The organism is Microcoleus sp. N9_B4 (genome assembly GCF_036701635.1).
Taxonomy (GTDB): Bacteria; Cyanobacteriota; Cyanobacteriia; order Cyanobacteriales; family Microcoleaceae; genus Microcoleus.
In genome coordinates this window covers 43,505-64,773 of record NZ_JAUBRC010000026.1, presented here as the reverse complement: position 1 = coordinate 64,773, position 21,269 = coordinate 43,505, and the positions used below count along the sequence as shown (strand labels likewise).

The 21,269-nt window shown below is 45.9% G+C and carries 20 protein-coding genes; 11 read left to right on the top strand and 9 right to left on the bottom strand.

From position 1 onward, the window contains the following. The first annotated feature begins 206 nt into the window (after positions 1 to 206). The 7 genes from QUA43_RS18245 to QUA43_RS18215 all read left to right on the top strand — a co-directional run bounded on the left by QUA43_RS18245 (position 207) and on the right by QUA43_RS18215 (position 8,901). Positions 207 to 2,291, top strand: coding sequence for a histidine phosphatase family protein (locus QUA43_RS18245; protein ID WP_333375746.1), 2,085 nt, complete (start codon positions 207 to 209; stop codon positions 2,289 to 2,291). A 187-nt stretch (positions 2,292 to 2,478) separates the two neighbouring features. Beyond that, entirely contained in the window at positions 2,479 to 4,593 is a 2,115-nt protein-coding gene (locus QUA43_RS18240) for a mechanosensitive ion channel domain-containing protein (RefSeq protein WP_333375745.1), read from the top strand. A gap of 173 nt (positions 4,594 to 4,766) precedes the next feature. Continuing rightward, positions 4,767 to 4,928, top strand: a complete 162-nt coding sequence (locus QUA43_RS18235) for a hypothetical protein (protein ID WP_333375744.1) — start codon at positions 4,767 to 4,769, stop codon at positions 4,926 to 4,928. A 132-nt stretch (positions 4,929 to 5,060) separates the two neighbouring features. Further along, positions 5,061 to 6,980, top strand: coding sequence for a globin domain-containing protein (locus QUA43_RS18230; protein ID WP_333375743.1), 1,920 nt, complete (start codon positions 5,061 to 5,063; stop codon positions 6,978 to 6,980). Between the two features lie 458 nt (positions 6,981 to 7,438). Further along, positions 7,439 to 8,023: a hypothetical protein gene (locus tag QUA43_RS18225; protein ID WP_333375742.1), complete on the top strand. Its 585-nt coding sequence runs from the start codon at positions 7,439 to 7,441 to the stop codon at positions 8,021 to 8,023. Between the two features lie 336 nt (positions 8,024 to 8,359). After that, positions 8,360 to 8,653, top strand: a complete 294-nt coding sequence (locus QUA43_RS18220; protein WP_333375741.1) for an urea transporter — start codon at positions 8,360 to 8,362, stop codon at positions 8,651 to 8,653. After that, positions 8,653 to 8,901, top strand: coding sequence for a cyclic nucleotide-binding domain-containing protein (locus QUA43_RS18215; RefSeq protein WP_333375740.1), 249 nt, complete (start codon positions 8,653 to 8,655; stop codon positions 8,899 to 8,901). The genes QUA43_RS18220 and QUA43_RS18215 overlap by 1 nt, the downstream gene beginning before the upstream one ends. Before the next feature lie 72 nt (positions 8,902 to 8,973). On the opposite strand, the gene rimI is transcribed toward QUA43_RS18215, so the two are convergent. Beyond that, positions 8,974 to 9,618: a ribosomal protein S18-alanine N-acetyltransferase gene (gene rimI, locus QUA43_RS18210; protein WP_333375739.1), complete on the bottom strand. Its 645-nt coding sequence runs from the start codon at positions 9,616 to 9,618 to the stop codon at positions 8,974 to 8,976. Positions 9,619 to 9,743: 125 nt separating this feature from the next. On the opposite strand from rimI, the gene lysA reads away from it, so the two are divergent. From lysA to QUA43_RS18195, 3 genes are all read left to right on the top strand, one after another. Continuing rightward, positions 9,744 to 11,162, top strand: coding sequence for a diaminopimelate decarboxylase (lysA, locus tag QUA43_RS18205; RefSeq protein WP_333375738.1), 1,419 nt, complete (start codon positions 9,744 to 9,746; stop codon positions 11,160 to 11,162). A gap of 230 nt (positions 11,163 to 11,392) precedes the next feature. Then, positions 11,393 to 12,286 carry a diadenylate cyclase CdaA gene (gene cdaA, locus QUA43_RS18200; RefSeq protein WP_333375737.1) on the top strand — a complete coding sequence of 298 codons (894 nt, stop codon included), beginning with the start codon at positions 11,393 to 11,395 and terminating at the stop codon, positions 12,284 to 12,286. 20 nt (positions 12,287 to 12,306) lie between these two features. Next, positions 12,307 to 13,053, top strand: coding sequence for an isoprenyl transferase (locus QUA43_RS18195; protein ID WP_333375736.1), 747 nt, complete (start codon positions 12,307 to 12,309; stop codon positions 13,051 to 13,053). 145 nt (positions 13,054 to 13,198) lie between these two features. On the opposite strand, the gene QUA43_RS18190 is transcribed toward QUA43_RS18195, so the two are convergent. From QUA43_RS18190 to QUA43_RS18165, 6 genes are all read right to left on the bottom strand, one after another. Continuing rightward, positions 13,199 to 13,471, bottom strand: a complete 273-nt coding sequence (locus tag QUA43_RS18190) for a DUF3143 domain-containing protein (RefSeq protein WP_333039717.1) — start codon at positions 13,469 to 13,471, stop codon at positions 13,199 to 13,201. Between the two features lie 90 nt (positions 13,472 to 13,561). Further along, a complete protein-coding gene (locus QUA43_RS18185) occupies positions 13,562 to 14,041 on the bottom strand; it encodes a J domain-containing protein (protein ID WP_333375735.1) in 480 nt (159 codons plus the stop codon). A gap of 155 nt (positions 14,042 to 14,196) precedes the next feature. Next, on the bottom strand, positions 14,197 to 14,799 hold the full coding sequence (locus tag QUA43_RS18180) for an HAD family hydrolase (RefSeq protein WP_333375734.1): 603 nt from the start codon (positions 14,797 to 14,799) through the stop codon (positions 14,197 to 14,199). Between the two features lie 58 nt (positions 14,800 to 14,857). Further along, entirely contained in the window at positions 14,858 to 15,721 is an 864-nt protein-coding gene (locus tag QUA43_RS18175) for an Rpn family recombination-promoting nuclease/putative transposase (protein ID WP_333375733.1), read from the bottom strand. Positions 15,722 to 15,783: 62 nt separating this feature from the next. Next, positions 15,784 to 17,367 (bottom strand): chloride channel protein, encoded by a 1,584-nt coding sequence (locus QUA43_RS18170; protein ID WP_333375732.1) that lies wholly within the window; start codon positions 17,365 to 17,367, stop codon positions 15,784 to 15,786. Between the two features lie 411 nt (positions 17,368 to 17,778). Then, the gene (locus tag QUA43_RS18165; RefSeq protein WP_333375731.1) at positions 17,779 to 19,212 is read right to left on the bottom strand and encodes a hypothetical protein; all 1,434 of its coding nucleotides are present in this window, start codon (positions 19,210 to 19,212) and stop codon (positions 17,779 to 17,781) included. Between the two features lie 73 nt (positions 19,213 to 19,285). Here QUA43_RS18165 and QUA43_RS18160 point away from each other — a divergent pair, with 73 nt between their 5' ends. Further along, on the top strand, positions 19,286 to 19,900 hold the full coding sequence (locus QUA43_RS18160) for a pentapeptide repeat-containing protein (RefSeq protein WP_333375730.1): 615 nt from the start codon (positions 19,286 to 19,288) through the stop codon (positions 19,898 to 19,900). An 81-nt stretch (positions 19,901 to 19,981) separates the two neighbouring features. Here QUA43_RS18160 and QUA43_RS18155 read toward each other — a convergent pair whose 3' ends face one another. Both QUA43_RS18155 and QUA43_RS18150 read right to left on the bottom strand, forming a co-directional pair. Next, a complete protein-coding gene (locus QUA43_RS18155) occupies positions 19,982 to 20,524 on the bottom strand; it encodes a hypothetical protein (RefSeq protein WP_333375729.1) in 543 nt (180 codons plus the stop codon). 101 nt (positions 20,525 to 20,625) lie between these two features. After that, complete coding sequence (locus QUA43_RS18150) at positions 20,626 to 21,141, bottom strand: isoprenylcysteine carboxylmethyltransferase family protein (protein WP_333375728.1); 516 nt, start codon at positions 21,139 to 21,141, stop codon at positions 20,626 to 20,628. Between the last annotated feature and the right edge of the window lie 128 nt (positions 21,142 to 21,269).

Genomic DNA, 21,269 nt, shown 5'->3' with positions numbered 1-21,269 from the left:
CATGTTGTCAATTGTGCGATCGCTCCTGAGCAATTAGTGAGCGTTGCTACACTCCGAGGAGTTTGGCTCAGACTATACTCAGCACGGTTCAAGACCTTGTTTTCGTAGCAGAGTGCTTTGGTCGTTAACTCGTGTGACTTAAAAGTTTGAAACTTCAATTTTGGAAAAGAATCTAAATCCTGTTTAAGGCGTAGTGAAAGTAAATAATGAACACTAGAAACTTAGATGATCGGGTAGAAAGTACCGACAATGGATCGATCGAAGTTACAGGTGAATTCCACGATGCAGCCACAACAACTTCTGTGGCTTCACACAAAGAATTCAATGCAGAACAGCTAGGACGTGTCTACTTTATTCGGCACGGTGAAAGTACCAGTAACGAACGCAATATTTTTGCAGGAGTTCTGGATGTCGATCTCACATCATTTGGCAGGCTGCAGGCACGCCGTGCAGGTGTTGACCTGAAGAAAAAAGGTACAAAGTTTGACGCAGTATATGTCTCCCACATGAGACGCGCTAGGCAAACCTGTGAAATCGCCCTTGCTGAAAGTCAAGCACTAAAGTCGCCAAATACCCCCGTTGAGATAGACCATAGAATTAGCGAAAAATCCTTTGGCATTTTTGCGGGTCGCAACCTAAATTTGCTGCGTCTAGCCCTGGGCTACGAAGGCTTCGAGGAAATGTTGCACTCGCACAACGAATCACCCCCGGCGGGCGAAAAGATTGCCCAAGTTTACTCTCGCGCTGCCCGTTTCTACGAAGATAAAGTTGTACCGCACTTAGAACGCGGTGAAACAGTTCTAGTAGTGTGCCACCAATATGTGTTGGAGCCTCTAGCACTTTATTTAAGCGGTCTACCGCCGACAGCTTATAAACACCTGAAACTTCCCAATGGTAAAGCTCTCAGCGGTGTGGATCTCGTCAAGTTTCGCGACAAGGAATCCGGCGGTGCCGCTTCGGTGCGGAAAGAGATCAACGACCTTTCCATTATGTGGGCGATTTTGATCTATGCAGCCGCCTTCTTGCTGGGAAGCTTGGCAAGGGCAATCAGCACCTCAGAAGCAGGGATTCCGTCAGTCCTATTTCGATCGATAATCGTTGCGTGTCTTGCCGCCTCAACGTTTTATACCTACCTAGACATTGACTTTGCAGCGAGTAAACGCAAAGTAACCTCTACTGTGAAGTATCTCGTTTACGGGTGGATGGCCGTGCGATGGGCAGTTGGGCTGTTCTTAATATTTTCGGGAATATTGTATCAGAGCGAAGCCGATTTGTACAAAGTTTTGTGGGTGCTGTTTTGGATGGTTCCACCAGCCCTTACTTCCCCAGTTTTATCCGTGCTTTGGGGCGGTAATCTTTATCCGTCGGCTCTCTTGTCAAGAACGCTATCAATCGTTGCTCCACTCGCGCTGCTGGCTACATTGAAGGTTGCCAATTTACCCATTAATGTTGACAGTCTGATCTTCTTCGGTGTCATTCTAATTCTAGGTCTGGCAATACCCGGAGCGATCGCCCAATTTTGGCGTGACAAATCTCCGGTTGAATCAAACCACCACAGTAAAAACTGGAAATTTATCGGAGTCCTGGCTGTTGCATTCATGGCCTTGGCAACAGGGTTTCAGTTCACTCCATCAACCTTCATTTCGGATCTATTTTCTTCAACCGATCCGAATCGCTCGCTAGCTTGTTTGCAGCAGCTAGCATTGGCAACTTTGGTCTTTGTCTCGATGCGCGTGGTAGCTACATTAACCTCAGTAGTGACAAAGGGCAAGCTAAGTAAGGCAGAAGCTCGGGATGCTTATATCCTGCTTGTGAATCCAAACTTTTTCCTTTGGGCGGCTCTTTTCATCGGAGTTAGTTCAACAGCAAATCCCGAAGCCGTAAAATATGCAATTTTTTGGGCAGCGCTGGGGTTCTTCTGCATACCACTCATCGAACAGATATTGTTCATGAACTCATTTGGCAATGACATATTGAGAGAAACACTGCGTTCTTCGAGAGTGGCAACAGAAGATATCAAAAAGCTTTTCCTGCAATTGGATACGGATGGAAGTAAGGCGCTCGATCGAACTGAGATTATGGAGTTGTTAGGGCTAATCGAAGATATGACAACAGGCGAACGTAGCTCAGAAGAAGTCAGAAGCTACGTCACTGATTATCTTTTCAACATTCTTGACAGCGATAAAAATGGCACTGTTGATTTAGCAGAGTTAGAAGAGTATGTATCAACGTATGGGTTGGTTGCCAACCTGAACGTCGTCTCTGCTATTGCATCCCCAGTTGGAGGATAAGTGGTGATCGCCCGGAGTTGATACTAATATGGAGCTGACAGAATTTTTGTAAATTTTGTCAGCTCCAAGTTCAATAGAGGAGCAATTTACAGTTGATTCAGTTGACCCCCTGTTCGTCAATTTTTATATTTAAAAACCTAGTTCTGCAATCAAATTGTTAAATTTCAAAATTGGGAGAATGTAGCAAATGTCACGTTATAAAATTCGAGCAATTATCCTGACAGCAGTCGTTTGTGTTGGCGTGGTATGGACGACTCCAGTGCGATCGCAGGAGCAAGAGCAAGAGCAAGCTAAAGATGCTAACACTCCAAAGCTGGAACAAGTTGAACCAGAGAAACCAGCCGACCCCAAAGCAGCAACAACTACCAAAGACCTGAATATTCCCGTTGATGAACTGAAAATCCTCGTTAAGCCGCTAACTCTGGAAGAACTCCGAGACGAGGCAGCGGCGTGGATGCTTGTACTCCAAAAAAAAGCCCACGAAATCAGCGAAGCTGAAGTTACCATCAAGCGCGAGAATCAAGCCATCAGCCAACAACAAGAAGGCACTGATGCCCTAGTCCAAGCCAAAAAAGCCCTCGAAGCAGCCGAGCAAGCTCAAAAAGGTGCTGCTCCTGGTTCACCGCAATATCTAGAAGGAACGAAAAAAGTAGAAGAAGCCAAAGAAAGCCTCAAAAAAGCCCAGTCAGCAGTCGAGAAAGCGAAAACAACCAAAGCCGAATTAAAACAAGACGAGACATCCAGTAAGACGCTGGAAAAAGCTCAAAAAACAGGCGACCTAGAAACAGCCAAACAAACTCTCGATAAGATAAAGGCCGATCGAGATAAGACCGTTGCTGGATCTCCAGCTTATCAAGAGGCTACCAAAACGATCGAAAAACTAGAAGCAGCGCTCAAAGAATTCGAGGATGCCCAAAAAGCTCAAACAGGTGCCAAGCCCGATTCACCCGAATCCGAGCAAGCCACCCAGCAGGTCGAAAAAGCACACGAAGCCATCAAACAACTGCTCAAAGAGCTTGGGGCTGGTACAGAGAAATCGTCCCAGGAACTCGACAACGCCACAGCCTCGGTTGAAAACACCGAAATTAAAAACAACGGGGAGGAAAAAGTTGCAGGTTCCCCAGGAGTCGTCAACAACCAACAGAACCTCCAACAAAAACAACAGGATCTCAAAAAAACCACCGATAATTTGCAAAAGAGTACCGATGCTGAGTCCAAGGCAAAGAACCAACTCGTAGTGACTGTTACCGAACTTCAGTCGCAGCTAACGGCGATCAACGATCGCTTTAACGCCATCTTAGAAGAACTGGAGAAAAAAGGTGGCGATCCCAAGCCCTACCGCCAGTACACTAAAGCAGTTATGAGTATCGACGTGGATACCAAAGATACCCAAGGTTTGGGCGTGCGGCTTCTGGCTTGGGCCAAAGCAGAAGAAGGTGGGCTGCGCTGGGCGGGAAATGCAGGGAAGTTCGTCGGGATTGTGATTGTTTCCGTCATTGTCTCTCAAATCCTCGGCGCCATCCTCAACCGACTGCTGGCGCTATTCGGCGGCACATCGAGAATCATGCGTAAATTTATCGTCATGCTCGTCAAGCGGGGCGGGGTGGTTATCGGGTTTCTAGTGGCTCTGACAGCGCTGGAAGTCAGCCTCGGTCCAGTTTTAGCCCTGGTTGGGGGTTTGAGTTTCATTTTGGCGTTCGCGCTGCAAAGCAACCTGGGTAACATAGCCAGCGGCTTGATGATTATGGCTTACAAGCCCTTCGATGTCGGTGACGAAATCAAACTCGGCGAACTTTGGGGGTGGGTAGAGTCTATCACCTTAGCTAACACGAAAATTAAAGGTCTTGACGGTCAGATGTTTAACGTTCCCAACAACACAGTTTGGGGCGAGACTATCGAAAACCTGAGTCACGATCGAATTCGTAAATTTACACACTGGTTGCGGATTGACTTTGAGGAAAACCTGGCGAAGGTAGAGCAATTGCTAGTAGAAATTATTAAATCGCATCCCAAAGTTTTGGCAGCTCCAGCCCCCAACACCCAAGTGTGGAGCATTGAAGACTATTACATCAGTGTCAAGGCCGATGGGTGGGTAAACAAAGAGGATTTTTGGACAGTTCACTCAGACATTATCCGCATGATTCAGGGACGGTTTGACACAGAAGGCATCAAACTTGCTGCTATTCCCAAAGGTATTGAAATCGGACGAGAAGATGATACTAACGGCAAAATTCCCCATATAGTTTCGGAAACGTCTGTGCATCGTCCGGCAAGTTTGCTTTCAGATAGCCCTAAAGATTAACCAAGGAAAATACACCAATGAAATTAGACAAGTTTGTACTAGCACAAAACATGGCATTTTTAATAGCCATTCCACCACAAAGTAATTTGGCCAAATTGCTCTCCTTTTGCTTAGCGACAAAAGCTAGACAAAAGACGACCGGAACAGACATCTTAAAAATAACCTGTGACCTAATGGAAAACCCATCTAATTTGCCCTATTGGACTCAAGACGTGATGGGACTCGATTTAGATTACACCAGTGAAGAGTGGAAAGCTTTAGGAGAAATGGGCATCAACGATGCAGAGGAGTTTATGGCTACCCTGTGGCAAGAGTTGGAAAATTTAAGTTTGTAATGTCGGGCCCTGCCGTCAGCAAAAAACTCTTAGGTTCTCAACACTCTATCAAAAGCATTCATCACAGGTGGATAGTTAAAAAACCCTGTCTAAAGACAAGGGATCGTCAACTTTCAACAGAAAAACAAAAATATGTCTTTAAATGTTGAACTTTTAGAGCAAAGTTTCGAGAAAATCAAACCTCGTGCTGATGAATTTGCTGCTAGCTTCTACGAAAATTTGTTTACCACTCACCCAGAGTTGAAACCGCTGTTTGCCAAAACTGATATGGAAAAGCAACAGAAAAAGCTCATAAGTGCTCTGGTTTTAGTAGTAGAAAATCTCCGTTCTCCAGAGGCTTTAGGGCCAGTTCTCAACGCACTGGGAGGCAGACACATCGGTTATGGAGTAATTCCCAAATATTACGGTCCAGTTGGAGACGCACTGCTGAGTGCTTTTGAGCAGTGTCTCCAGCAAGATTGGACTTCCGAAGTAAAGCTGGCGTGGACAGATGCCTACAGAGCAATTACTGCTTTGATGTTAAAAGGCGCAGGTGTAGTTTCTACACCAGAAAAAGTTCAATTAGAAACAGAGATAATTCCAAAAAAACAGGTAACTATATCAGCTCATCACCAACTAGAGTCAGTTCCAGAAAAAGAACCCAAATTAGCCGTAGAGGTACTGGAAAGCAGTTTTGAGAAAGTCAAACCTCGTGCTGATGAATTTGCCGCTAGCTTCTACGAAAACCTGTTCATCGCTCACCCTGAATTTAAACCACTCTTTGCCAATATTGAGCTAGAAAAACAACAGAAAAAGCTCATAAATGCTTTGGTATTGGTAGTAGAAAATCTCCGCTCTCCAGAAGCTTTAGGGCCTGTTCTCAATGCTTTGGGAGGCAGACACATCGGCTATGGGGTAATCCCCAAATATTATGGGCCAGTTGGAGACGCACTGCTGATGGCTTTTGAGCAGTATCTCCAAGAAGATTGGACTCCCGAAGTAAAGCTGGCGTGGACAGATGCCTACAGAGCAATTACAGGTTTGATGTTAAAAGGCGCAGGTGCAGATTCTTCACCAAATGTTGTCGCAGATAAAAAAGATGTCATCCACCATCAGCCACAAGAATCACAGACACAATTACTGAACGAATCTAAGCCGATCGCGCCACCAACCGAGGAAGAAAAAAAGCCTTTAGTATCAATTCAGTTGGATGGTGAAGTTATCCAAAAAATGCTCTCGAAAATAACTGATAGTTATCAGCAATTTCAGGGTCAATCACTCATTCAGCGCTTGGGTGAAGTTCTCAAAGGAATTTTAGGAAAATTCATTGATAATTTTTGGGCACAACCTGCCTGGTTAGTCGCTATTGTTTCAGCAGTTCTATTCATCATAATTTATGTGGCGGCAGACGACAATTCTTTGATTGGAGAGATTTTGCAGAGTGTTGATGCTCTTAGTATGGTCGTTGCTTTAATTTTATTCATTAAGGAAGCTCCCGATCGCCGGAAGCAATTTCATTACCAAGCTTGGAGTACGGTTGATGCAGCACACGGCGTAAAAGTTAGCTATGCAAGAATTCTGGCACTCCAAGATTTGAATGAAGATGGTGTTTCTCTCAGAGGCGTAGATGCTATTGGTGCAGAGTTGGTAGCAATCAATCTCCCTAATGCAAATCTGAGTGAATCCAAATTGAGTGAATCCGACCTCAGTAGTGCCAATCTGAGCCATGCTAACCTGAATAATGCTAACCTCAGTCAGGCTAAATTGAGTGGTGCTAATCTCAGTCATGCCAACCTGAGTTTTGCTCGCTTGAGTCAGGTTAATCTCAGTAGCGCCAACCTCAGTGACGCTAATTTAATTTGTGCGGACTTGAGTAACGCAAATATGAGCGGCGTCAATTTGACGAATGCTAGTTTGAGTGGTATTAATCTGAATAGTGCCTACCTAAGTGGTGCAAATCTCAAAGGTGCTAAAGTTAGCATTTCTGACCTGAGTGGTGCTTTGCTCGCAGGTGCTGTTATGCCTGATGGGTCGAAGTATAAGTCTCTGGAAGATGGGGTCACAAATAAATAAATAGATGCCAACTTTTTTATGACCTTGAGGTCTGCTTTTCTACTAAAATGGTGATGACCTCTTGGGGAGAAAAGCTTTGGCTTACTGAAATGCGATCGCATGAGAGGACAGCCGTTGACCTGGAATCGTTTCATTGAAGTGCTGCTCGTGACAAGAAGGAAAATAGCAACATTGACACTGAAACTAATCTCCTCTACATTATGGATGACTACGGAAAAAGATTCTGATTCGTTCTCATTCTGTTTGTAAGTTCTGTCATTATCAACTACCAAAAATGTTAAAACCATGACTACATCTCAACATATCTATACCCTCTACTCTTGGGCCCCCTTTTTGAGGAGCATCTGAAAATCATTGAAACCTAACGCAATTTAAAAAAAGATGAACCAACAGAATCAGGCAGAATCTATTCAGAATATGTTGTATCGCGAAAAATTTATCCTTACAAACTGACTATCATGGAAGAACCTAATATGCAACCTCAAAGACCCGTTCAAGCCGCCGTTGAAGACTTGCAAAAAAAGCGTCCTCGTCGTTCCGGCAGGCGAGAGAGGTTTTTCGATTACCTCAAGGAAAAATATCCCAATTTTCACATTTTCTACGTATTTTTCAACATCATTGCTATCTGGACTGGCTCTTTCACTATATTAGACTCATGGGCTGGTGGAGAAAATTTGTTAGAAACACGCGCCCCTGAATTTTCTACAGAAGTTATTCTGCACTATCTTAGTTTGTTAGCGCTTGGCATGATAATGCTTCTCTTAGACGACCTATCCTTGAAGGAGTTGTTATTTGGGAGAAAAACTCCTTCAGAAAAACCTTTCGAGGCTATGAATTTTAGGGAGAAAGTATTTCATAAATTCAAAAATAAGTATCCCAGCTTGTCTACTATTTATACTCTTATTGCAATCATCTTATGTTGGTGCGGTGTATGGGGTTTCTTTTACAAAATTCCGATGCAACCATTTTTGCGGGCCGTACTATCAGTGTTTGGTGGTTTCTTCTTGCTTTATATTGACGATCTGAAGCTGGACGAACTTTAGGGTTATAGGCCGGGATTTCTCACAAAGCTGGAGAAAAGAAGGGTCGAAAAATGACAAGATATATGGCAAATACGAAGTGGAGCGCAGCAGTTTCATGACTGAAGCCGAATCTGAAAAAATGGCTTAGTCCCAGACAGAATTTATGGGTTATCAACCGGGTTCGTTATAGTACAACATCATTCGTTACGTTTGCGAGCGCGGGCCAGTCTTATGCTAGGGTTTATATTGCGTTATCTGTAATTTGAGTGGAATTTGGCAAATTTAAAGATTGCGCCTTAAACCGCTGCATTTAGGCGGAAAACCCCCTTAATTTATTTGCTCAAAACCGACAAACCCATGAGCAAGCCTCATTCTATGGCCACCACAACCGACGAGCCATTACCCTTACACGAACTTATTTCGCGGATTTTGGCACCGGAACCCTCCCTCCAGAAGCCGAAGGGACTTCTATCGGGACTGGGTACGATGCAAGCCCTCAATCAGCGCCTTGCCAATCAACCCCTGCTGGATTTCATCAACGCCACTTTCCGGGGAATTAGTCAGGTCATTTTCGTCAACAACCCCTTAAGTGGATTGCTAATCCTCGCTGCTATGTTCATTCAGTCTCCCTGGCTGGGGGGCATGAGATAATGACTATCTTGGGCGGTGAGTTTTTTGGCGAGAGGGCACTGTTTAGTGGGGAACCGAGTCCGCTATCCATCGCTGCCGTTGACGATTTGCAAGTTCTTGTCATCGACTCAGATCCTGTAAATACGATGATTGAACGTCAACCAAGCTTGGGGCGCGAGATCGGTCAAATTATCGAAGCGCGAAGCAAAGCGGTAAGTATGGCCGGGCAGGCTGATGTTTCTTCCCATGCTGAGGTTGATTCCCTATGAGGATTTTAAACTAAATTGATATGGAGTAACCAATTATTCGTCAATACAACTTAAAGGCGCAATAAATTACATTCAAAACTCACAACTATCGATCGCCAAATGCCAGTTTTTCTGATGAAGCCGATCGCACATCTGCACTTTCTCAACCGCCAAATATCGCTGAAATTCCGGTTTTTCCTGACCGCTGCGCCACATCACCAGAGCATCTTCTCCCGTGTCTTCGTAGTATCGCTTGCGCCGTCCAGCCTCTTTAAAACCAAATTTTTTGTACAGGTAAACTGCCGCTAAATTCGAGTCCCGCACTTCTAAAGTCGATCGTTCTAATTGTCTGTCGCAAGCCGATTTTAGCAAAGCCAAAAGCAGAGCTTGTCCCAAACCCTGACCTTGAAACTGAGGATGAATTGCCAGCATTATAATGTGAGCTTCTTCTAAAATCGCCCACAAACAACCGATACCAATGAGAGTTGGCGGAATCTGTAGGGGCGGTGGATGGTGCGTGCCCGCGCGGTTTTGTACGGGGTGCGTGTCCGCCCCATGTTGACCTGATTCACAGTCCTCAGTTTCCCACGTCCAAAGACCTAATAAATCGCTGTTAGGACTGTCTAATTCGCGCCTGTAGCCTTCGATCGCCCAAAGTCCCCCAAAACAAAGTCGATCGAGTTCTACGGCGTCAGGCAGGTGTTCTGGGGCGAGATGTTTAATTTCTATAAAACGCACAGGGGATTTTAGATTTTAGATTTTAGATTTTAAAATTACTCAAAAGCATCAATCTGGGCGCTTATGACCCAATTGCTTGCCGTCAATTGTACACTGGGAAAGACCGTAAGGATAGTTATTGCGCGATGGTATCAACTCAATCTTTCGGGGTGGAATCGGGACTTAAGTATCTGTCTGAGTCTCAACAAGCCCTGCAAACTCGATCGCCCAATCAAGAACTGTTACCGCTGACAGCCAGTGTTAACAGTAGCGATCGGTTGGAAATCGGAGGCTGCGAGGTGACAGCTTTGGTGGAGCAATTTGGCTCGCCGTTGTACATTTTAGACGAAGAAACGCTGCGGGCGGCTTGCACCCAGTACCGGGATGCTTTTAAGCGTTACTATCCGGGCGAATCTCAAGTGCTCTATGCTTCTAAAGCTTGGAGTTGTTTGGCAGTTTGCGCGATCGCAGCTTCCGAAGGTTTAGGCATAGATGTCGTATCCGCCGGGGAAATCCACACTGCACTGCAAGCCGGCGTCAGTCCCGACAAAATCTACTTCCACGGTAATAACAAGTCCCGCGAGGAACTACAGCTAGCTGTCGAAAGCGGCTGCATTACCGTAGCCGACAATTGGCGGGATTTAGAGACTCTAGCAGAGTTGGGAGAATTGGGTGTCAGCAGCCTCACAGGTGGGCCGACACGAGTTATGGTGCGGTTTACTCCTGGAATTGAGTGTCACACCCACGAGTACATTCAGACGGGTCAAATCGATAGTAAATTTGGCTTTGATCCTAATTCACTCGATCGAGTATTTAAATTCATCAGCCAACAATCGTCGTTATTTTGCGTGGGAGTACACGCTCACATCGGCTCTCAGATTTTTGAACTGCAACCCCATGACGATTTAGCCGAAGTCATAGTTCAGGCCTTGACTAAAGCACAGAGTTATGATTTGCCAGCGACAGAAATTAATATTGGCGGCGGGTTGGGCATTCGCTATACTGAAGCGGACGATCCTCCCAGCATTGAAGATTGGGCTCGTACAATTTGCTCCGCAGTGGTAGCAGCTTGCGAGCGGCAGCAATTGCCATTACCAAAATTGCTTTGCGAACCGGGTCGATCGCTCGTCGGTACAGCCTGCGTCACTGCTTATACCGTTGGCTCTCAAAAAGTCATTCCGGGAATGCGGACTTATTTAGCTGTGGATGGAGGGATGTCCGACAATCCGCGTCCTATTACCTATCAATCAGTTTATCGAGTCCTCGCAGCCGGTAAAATGTCTGCTCCCTTAACGGAAACAGTGACAATTGCTGGGAAACACTGCGAATCAGGCGATGTTCTGATTAAAGATGCCAAATTGCCCGAGTGTCAGACCGGAGATGTCCTCGCGGTTACGGCCACAGGGGCATACAATTACAGTATGGCTTCTAACTATAACCGAGTACCCAGACCGGCAGCGGTTTTAGTGAGAAATGGGGAAGTTAACACGATTATACAGCGGGAAACTTACCAGGATTTGCTGAGGCTTGACCGCCTTCCTGAACGACTCGGAGCTCAAAAGTAAAAACTTAGAAGTTAAAAGTTAAAAGTTAAAAGAAAGACAATCCATGTTTACTTAGTGATGATTGCCTTTTCACTTTTAACTTTTGCCTTGTTCAGTCACACGATTGGATTGACACTCCCCGCTCTAAAAACACGGGGATTTTCAGCGTATTCCTTATAACAACTGTTCATGGTTCACGGGTTCGAGTGCATCACGGTTCGCGGTTCACAGGCGGTAGCGTTCGATGAACCATGAACAATCAACAATCTGGCTTTGACTTGGCCCTCGTTCAGTCCTTATTGATTCAAGGGATCGATATTGGACTGGTTTTTGCCCTTGCGTATTTGGTGCTCGTCATTGTTGGCGAGCGCAGAACGCTGTGGATGGTAAGGGGATTTATCATTTTGATGCTGGCGGCGGCGGTGAGCAACTGGGCAGGATTGAGGCTGTTGCACGTTGCCCTCAATAGCTTGGTGACTGGTTCGGCTGTGGCAATGGCGGTAATATTGCAGTCGGAGTTTCGCCGATTTCTGGAACAATTGGGTCGGGGGGAATTTCGGCAATTGTTTGGACGCGATCGCCGACCCAATCCCGAACCGGACAGCGTAATAGATGAAATTGTGGACGCAGTAAAAGAACTTTCGCAAAACCGCACGGGCGCTTTACTAATTATAGAAACAGATTCTCCGATCGACGATCGGGATTTTTCTGTGCCGGGATTAAAGCTAAATGCTGAAGTTTCTAAAGAATTGTTGCAGACTATCTTTCAGCCGCAAACTTTGCTGCACGACGGAGCTGTTTTGATTCGAGGTTCGCGGATCGTGTCGGCGGGGGTAATTTTGCCTTTGTCCGATCGCACTGCGTCGCGGCAGTTGGGAACCCGCCACCGGGCGGCGATGGGGATTACGGAACGGGTGCAAGCTTGCCTGTGCGTGGTGGTGTCCGAGGAAACGGGTTCTATTTCTTTAGCCCAGATGGGACTTTTAAATCGACCTTTGACTAGCAGCAAACTTAAGGAATTGCTGGAAGCAAAGCTGTTTCCGTCGGAGGGAGAAAGAGTTGTGGCTCCAATTCCGATCGGCAATCTCGGACGCCAGATAGGATTGAAGGGAGTGACGCTATTAAAACGGATACTGCGCCGTTAGTCGGGTAATCGGGAGAAATCATGAGTCAAGGAGTTTGCTTGGAAAAGTTGCCGGAGGATCTGCAACAAGAACTACTGCCTAAGCACATAGCAGTGATTATGGACGGGAACGGGCGCTGGGCTAAGAAGAAGGGGTTGCCGCGGATTGCGGGACACCGCCGAGGAGCTAGCACTCTCAAGGAACTGCTGCGCTGCTGCAAAGATTGGGGGATTCCAGCTTTAACGGCCTATGCTTTTTCGACGGAGAATTGGGGGCGGCCGGCCGGGGAAGTGGATTTTTTAATGAGTTTGTTTGAGGGAAAGCTGCGACAAGAATTGCGCGAGATGGTGGACGAGGACGTGCAAATTCAATTTATGGGGAATTTGCAGGCTTTGCCGAAGTCTTTGCAGGCGGAAATCGAGCGTTCTGTGACGGCCACTCAGCACAATCAGGGGATTTTGTTTACGGTGGCGACGAATTACGGGGGGCGTCAGGAGATTGTACAAGCTTGTCGGGCGATCGCCACTCAGGTGAAAGAGGGCAAGTTGCAGCCGGAGGAGATTGATGAGGTTTTATTTAAACGCTATTTGTATACTGCTGATGTTTGTGACCCGGATTTGCTGATCCGGACGAGTGGGGAAATGCGGTTGAGCAATTTTCTGCTATGGCAAATGGCTTATTCGGAAATTTACATTACTGAGACGCTGTGGCCGGATTTTGATCGATCGGAGTTTCACCGCGCTTTGTCTGATTATCAGAAGCGCAGCCGCCGATTTGGCAAAGTCTAACGATTTTGGATTTGGGATTTTAGATTTTAGATTTTTTGGTTGATTTTTCAGTTTCCAAGTAGGTCATCTCCTGCTCAACATAACGATTTTAGATTTTAGATTGGAGGACAAATCTAAAATCTAAAATCTAAAATCTAAAATTAAATTAGGGGCCGGAGAAAACGGCCGCTTCAATGTCCTGACGTGAGAGGGAGTATTTGAATGCTCGCTGAATGTCTTGGCCGTCGGCTCCAGCATCGATGTAGCGGACGGTGAGTTGGTCGATATCGAGGGAGAGTTCTGCTTTCCATGTAAGTTGCTCGATCTGCCAGCAGTGGAGTTCTCGCCGATCTTGCTGGCAGCCGCGGCTTTTTAGCCACTGCTCGATTTCCGGGAGTGGATGGTTGTACAAAGGAGTGTCAGCCGAAGGAAGAGTCATGGGATTTTAGATTTTAGATTTTAGATTTTAGATTGGGGATTTCGGATTGAGAATTTCCGATTTTAGATTGGAGATTTGGGATTTGAGGCTTTAATTGCCGCGAATTAAGCCGATCGCGATCGCCAGTACCAAACATCCGATTAAGCTAGCTCCCATGATAAACAGAGCGAACATTTCTCCGGGGGAAAGAGGTCGATCCGTGGGATCTAGGTAAGCGGAGTTGGAAGTTTTTTTGCCCGATCCCGAAACCGGAGTATTGAAGCCTGGGGGTGGCCCAATCACGTTCAGGCGAGAATAGCCTATTGTGAGGTCGTAGGCGAGGCGACGTTCTGGGTTGCTGAGGGTGGCGTAGGCGTTGTTGAGCTGCTGAAATTTGGCGGTGGCGACTGCGGGTGGCAGCTCGGTGGTATCGGGATGGTAGAGTTTGCTCAGTTCCCGGTACGATCGCCGAATTTCGATCGGCGATGCGGAAGGATGCAGCCCTAACAAGCCGTAGTAACTAGAACCCAAGGGGGTTTTGCCGGGTATTTTCTGACTTTTGCTGTTTGCCGTTCCCTCGTTAGGAGTCACCTCAGCGCCTCTGGGCTTGTTGTTTATAATTTTTGATTATTTTAGAGCAGATTTGAGGGTAGCGCCACTGTCTGCGATGTCGAGGGGCTGAGGGTGGGCGATCGGCAACGGCAAGTAACATCAAACTCAGCACCAAGATATTCATGCCGTCCGCTTCATCGATTTGTTATGGGACTTGACGAAGTGTTTGAGATATCGGACTCACCGATCGATCGGGTAAGCCGATTTCGCCAGAACCTTTTCTCGACACTGCGGATATTTTCTTCCTCTCTGAGTTGATCCAAGTAAAGCAGCAAATACTTCAATTCATCATCCGTCTCCTCCCCCTCAAAGGGGTTTACTCGCACCAGATTGCCATAGCTGCGCTCCCACTTTTGAGGTGTATCATCCACTGCAATGATTGACTCTAGATGATACCCTTTGCGCTTGACCTTTTTTAGATTTTTGCGATTGTAATATTCCAAGCATTCCATATCGTAAGCAACTGTGCAGCGATCGCTTGCCCACACAAACGATAAAGTTTTAGGATTTTCAAAGATGGCTGACACAATTGCGATCGCATAAGACGGCGTAGAAGATGTCCAAACTGCAACCTCAAACCAGTCTAAGCAATTTTTCAAAAAGACATCAAGAAACGGTCGTTTGTAAATGTGATATGGATCTACTAAAAAGTCAGCTTGCCGAGGTAGAGATGCTTCGCTAGCATAAATTAAAGTTTCATCAATATCGAGAATCAATAGTTTTTTCCTATAATCCATAATCAAAAATCGTTCATCACTCTGTTTAGCTCCACTTCCTGTAGCCAATTACTTTAAACTATGAATTGGTCGAGCGCAAATTCTGCACATCTTCAACGCTAAGCCCCGTAACTTGGGCGATCGTGGCATTATCTAGCTGTGAAAGTAATTGTCGGGCGATCGCTAGCGTTTCTTTTCGTATTCTTTCCTGTCTTGCTGCCTGTCTTGCTTCTTCAACAGCTTTAATAATTACCCCCTGTTGATCGTGAATAAACTGTTCCCTGCGTTCCAAAACTTCTACTTCTTCCCGACTTAACCGGGCTTGATTGGCAAGATCGAATGCTTTGTGGATTTCCGGTACGCTATCGATTGTTTCGGGAACTTCTGAGAGAATTCTGGCATATTTCATGAAATATATCCATTTATCTGTCAAAGTTTCTAGTTGACTTGCTTCTTTATGGAATTTAGGTAATTCTATAAACACTAAATTCATGGCATCTTCGGGATAGTTTAAATTGCTTTTAACTTCTTTATACACAAATCTCGAAATTAAGTTAGGGCTGTTGCGAAACATTTCAAAATCTGTAATGGTTAAAGCTATTAATGGCTTGAGCATTCGATAGCCTTCTCCTCTTTGCAATTGAAATGCGTAGGTTGTGGCTGCATTGTACAACACCCGATTGCCAGAATATTGAACGTTGAGAACTAGAATTTCAATAATGACTAAGGTGCCATCGTCTAGTTGGGCTGTGACATCGAGGTAAGTATCTTTTAAACTTTCAAGTTGCCTCGGCAGATTCTGGTTGATAATTTCTAAGTCTTGAATGGTGGGATTTCCTTCATAAATTAAGGCGTTGAGAAAGCTAATTAGAATCTCTTTGCTTTCTGAGGAACCGAATATTTTTTTGAAGGCATAATCCGTTTTAGGGTTGATAAATATCATAGTTGTCAGATTTAGCTTTAAGGCGATCGGTTTGGTAGGGAAACAACGGGATTTGAGATCGGTCAAACGGCTGATTTTGTTTCAGGCAATGGTTTGACATTTTCCGGCAAATGTGCATTGGCGATCGCCAGCACAGGCTCCTCGATACTGTGTTCGCCGTCGGTGGGGAGTTGGCAAGAAATCAGTTCTGTGACGATGCGATCGCCCAGAACATCTTCCCAATCTTGCAACTGTTCTCTGGCTTTGATCGGTGTATTGACAGCCACGTCTACGCCCATTTGCTGAAGGTTGAGGCTGTGGGCTGTCGATCGGCGGTTGACCCACTCCACCAGCCAAACGCTCAATCCGACTGCTGCCATCAAAGGCAAGACAATCCGATAATCGCGGGTTAATTCAAACATCAAGAGGATGGCTGTCAGCGGTGCTCGGGCGCTCCCGGCGAGGACGGCGGCCATTCCCACCATTGCGTAGGCGGCAGGGCCAGCGACTCGATCGCTCATTGCCGGCAGCATTTCCAAAAAGAGGCCGTAAGCCGAACCCAGGGAAGCTCCCAAAAACATCGCCGGAGCAAAGATGCCGCCCACTAAACCGCTACCGAGGCTGATTGCGGTCATCGCCAGTTTGACAAACAGCAGCAGCAACAGCAAAGGCAAGGAAAATTTAACATCTTGGAGCATTGCTTGGACTGTTTCGTAGCCGACACCCAAAATTTGAGGCAATTGTAGGGCGACTAAGCCGACTCCGGCCCCGCCGATGATCGGGTGAAGCGGCCGGGGCAGTCGTCCGAGCCAAGCAAATCCTCGGACTTTTCCTTGAAAACAGCGATCGGCTAATTGAATTGCTTCTGTGTAGGCTAGAGACACTCCGCTCGCTAAAAGTCCCAATCCCATGTACAGAGGCAGTTCTAGGGGGCTGCGGACATCGTAGACTGGCAAAGAAAAGGCCGGCTGAGCTCCCAAGCAGATTTGAGCGATGAGCGCGGAAACTACGGCGGAGAGCAAGACAACGCTGACTGACGAAGTGGCGAAGGTGCTGCCGAGCACGACTTCTAAGGCAAAGAACACTCCGGCGATGGGAGAGTTAAACCCGGCGGATAAACCTGCAGCAGCTCCGGCGCCGAGGAGCAAGCGCTGCCGTTCTGGGGAAAGCTGCAAGACTTGAGCCAGCAGCATTCCAAAATTAGCGCCGATTTCGACGCTGGGGGCTTCCGGGCCGAGGGAGGCTCCGGTGCCGAGGGAAACTGAGGCTGCCATCATTTTGGTGATGGGTTTGAGGGGAGAGAGTTCTTGCAGGCCGCGGGTGGCTGCAATTAAGGAAGACATATTCGGGCCAAAGTCCCGAAACCGCCACCGCATCAGCCCGATGATGACTCCGCCGAGGGTGGGAATGCAGGCTAGCGTCCAAGAGCCTTTCGACGCGATCGCCCCCATGAAGTCTTCCAGCATCAGGCTGTGGATGAAGTGGATGAGGTAGTGAAAAGTGACGACGCCTGCGCCCGTAACTCCCCCGATGACTAGGGAGAGGATGAGCAGGAGGGTTTCAGGACTCGGATGCAGGCGGTTGAATAGCGGGCTTAGTCGGGAGGCTTGGGGAGTTGCTGCGGTTGGCCCGGGTGGCGGCAGATCCACAGGAGGGATGGCTCTCATTTAGCGGTTAATTCTTCGGTGAGAAGTTATATAAATATTACAATTTATTTCTTATTTTCATTTTGAGTGATTTTAGGGGAATTGACAACTTAATTAAGGCGTATTTTAGGGTAAATTTTTGGGGCTGGCTGCTGGGCTGGAATGACTGATTCTGAGGAGCGGCGGATTTGGCGTGATTGTATGCTCAGTTACATTCAAACTTAGATAGACTCTGGCAATAATGCTAATTAACTATATTTATCGTGTGGGTGGTTATGCCGATCGCATCAGTGAACTAGCCCTATCATATAACTCAGTGCAAAACAACTTTCAAATTAAAGAATTGGCGATTGGAGATTTTACCTTACAACCACAAATCTCAAACCACAAATCTCAAATCTCCAATTTTAAATCCCTCGCTCGCGCATACAATCACATCGGTTGTTGAGTGGGCGGGATTCTTGGTCTGGGTTTGGCGATCGACATTAGCGGATCGCCGATGGTGGTGACTTTCCACGCAGGGGATTCTAGCTGGCGTGCTGCGATTAAAAAGGGTGCTCCTCGCTTTAGGCGATCGACCATTAATTTAGGTGGAATAAAGGCAGATAAAAAAGGTTCGTTGACGCTGCCAATATATGCGTAAGCACCATTTTCTAGCCACCTTCCGGCAACGGTGTTTGTGTCATCTGGCGCTGCTGCTGACCAACTGTGGATCATGTGGATTGCTGCGGGGAATTGGAGTTTTGGGATGTCTTCAACTGAAGCGTCGCCGTTGCCGACTTGGAATGATTTTGGATAGCCTTTGGAATTCATTAATATTAAGTCAAATGTCCACGGTTTTGAGGCTAAACTCCTCCACTTTTCCAGGCTAGATTCGGGTTTCTGCACTAATTCAACATTCAAACCTATGGTTTTTAGTCCGCTAGCTGCTTCCTCCATTTCATATTTTGCCCAATTTCCTTCCTTGGGATAACTGTCATAAAGCATTGCTGTTTGGCTGTCTAGAAATATGGCACACATGGCTTGATAGATCGATCGTACTTCCGAGCCGTAAATCCAGCCAACAGCCGCCCAACGTTCGCCGTTGGGGTGCCTTCCCAAACCGTCGGTAACGGCTAGTTGTTCGTCTGGTTTTTCAGGAGATTGATATTTGACTGCTAGTTGGCGTACAATGGTTATTGTGTCGATCGGGTCTGCGAGTTGAGAGTAAAAATATCCGGTTGATTCGACGGCTTTTTTAATTTCTATTTGCAGATTTTTCCACTGTGTGTTATTGAGGGTATCGTTGGGTTTGCCGAAGTTGCCTTCTAGAAATACTAAAGGTTGGCCGTGAGCGGCTGCTAAGGCCACTGCTGCTGAGCGTGCGGGGTCGTTTTCTGATGTGATTACTACTCCTGGGGGTTCCCAGCCGAGTTGTGTCCATTTTGCTTTTAAGGTTGGAGTATCGGTGGCATTCCAGGCTGCTGCGGCGGCGTTCAGCATTAATTGTTGGAGTTTTTGATTTTTTGGCAGTTGCTGTTTGATGCTTGGCAAACGGACTATTTCTTCGGGTTTAAAGCGCTGCACAAACATGGGCGTATATTTTTTGTCTTCGATGAGAATAGGCCAGTTTCCTTTGAGATTCCATTTTTGGATGGCTGCTAAAAATGTGGCTTCGTCGGGTACTAAAACTACGCGGTTGACTGTTGGTATATTTTCGCGGACGATGGCTGATCGGAGGCCTGTTTGAATGGGCCAGGGTTCTTGTTTGGCTGAGGCGGGAAGTTGAAAGGGTTTTTTGAAAAGGCGATCGCATCCGACACCGATTATTGCTAAGCTTACAATAAGTGCGATCGTCAGGAATTTAAATTTTAACTGTTTTTTCATAGGGGCAGGGGAAGGAAGGAACTAGGTTATAAATACTAACAATTATCGAAATATTTTTAGGGACGGCAAGCGGATGTTTCGAGGTGCGGGACAAAGGAAGATTGTAAGTGCGATCGGGTTGGCAACTTTTAGTATTATTGCCTTAGCAACTACAGGTTTAATAATTTTCGCAGCGAACCGTTCGTCAGTCAAGCATCAAGTCCGGCAATTGCTGACAGCGAGGGAATGTCAAGGTTGCAATCTTTCCGGGGCGAATTTGAGCGAAGTTTTTCTGGAAGGCGTCAATTTAGAAAAAGCCAACCTGAAAGATGCGAATTTGTGGAGCGCGCATTTGGTAAAGGCTAACTTGAAACAGGCAAATTTGGCTGGGGTTTACCTGATAAGCAGCAATTTGGCTGGGTCAAATTTGGAGGGAAGCAATCTAGAAAATGCGTTTTTAGAGGATGCTTATTTGGGAGGCAGTAATTTGAGAACTGCTAACTTAAGAGGTGCTTTTATGAAAGGTATTTTTCTCGTTAACGCTGATTTGGAAGGGGCGAATTTGGAGGGTGCTAATCTGTGGATGGCTAATCTGGAAAGTGCTAATTTGAAGGGTGCTAATCTGAGAAATGCTTTGCTGGTTAGTAGCCAGTTGAGAGGAGCGAATTTAAAGGGGGCGATTATGCCTGATGGTAGGCGGCATGAATAATAGTCATTAGTCGTCTTTAATTCGGCTCTGCCTGGTCTAGACAATTGCAATTTACCCTTCTCGTGCGTTAGTCTTAATTGTCTAGTTTAAATACTCAACTTTCTGAATTTCAGAGCTAAACATTTTCCATTTTCCATTATATTTGTTGAATTGGTGCCTTAACACCATTCTATTATTTCTGAACTGCGGGCCTCTAATTTTTGTTGTCGTTTGATCTACTGTAACTATCGCTGTATTGCCTGAAATGGTTGCCACATCAAATTTGTTCATTACATAATTTAAATCGTAGATCGAAAAACTTTGTGCAATCGCATTTTTTGTTAGTTCAAATCCTGGAGACTTTGGGTCTATTGTCGCCATATAAGCTTCTATATTTTCTTCATTCAAAGCTTTCAGATTTAATATGACAACTGATTCAAGTGCTGCTTTTTCACTGTTGACATCAGCTACGACTAAATTTGGTTTTTGTTTTCTAGGTGAGGTAGTGGTCTGAGAGTTGGTAAAGTGAAAGAGATTTTTAGGTGTTTGAGAAGGGTTTGTGTTGGTAGCGTAACTGCTGAGCAATAATGATAAAGCTGCGAAGGGGAATGCTGTTTTTAACAGTTTGATATTTAAACGTAGCATGGCTGTTAAAAATCATAATTAATTACGCCATTTCTAGCATAAATCACAATTCATGTCAATCTGTTAACTTCGCTCGGTTTTTTTTAGGGGCGATCGAGCTTTTAATAAATGCCCGGAATTAGTTTTTTGACTCGCTGGCGGTAATCTGAATAGTCGGGATATTTCTCTAGTAGCCATGTTTCTTCGCGATTGGCTTTAATGTCGAAAAATATTAGTAAAATTGCGCTGGCTATTAAGTGGGATATACTGAGGTGAAAAAGTGCCCAGCCGAAAGCGACGAAAATTAAGCCACTGTATAATGGATGCCTCACTATTCCGTAAATGCCTGTTTGGACTAATTGTCCGTTTTCTATGGGATACGGTAAAGGCGTGAGGTTTTTTCCTAAGTCTATCAATCCTTTGATGATGAAAATTAATCCGCTTAAGCCGAGAATACTGGCCATAAACCAGATAATATAAAGTAATTGAGTTGATTCAATTTTTAATCCGGGCAGTTGATAAACTGGTAAGATTGCAAATCCTGTGAGCAATGCTCCTTGAAGCAGGACTAAATATTCGCCGCGGCTGTTATTGCGCCAGCCTTGGGGCGTGAAGCCCCAGTCAGTTAAAATTTTCATAGTAAGACGAAGTTCGGCAACGGATTTTGTAACGGATGTAACGGATGGAAGGAAGAGGGAAAAGGGGAGAAGAAAGTGAACTGTAAGTTGGGTAGACTGAACTAAAACCCAACCTACGGCGAACAGCG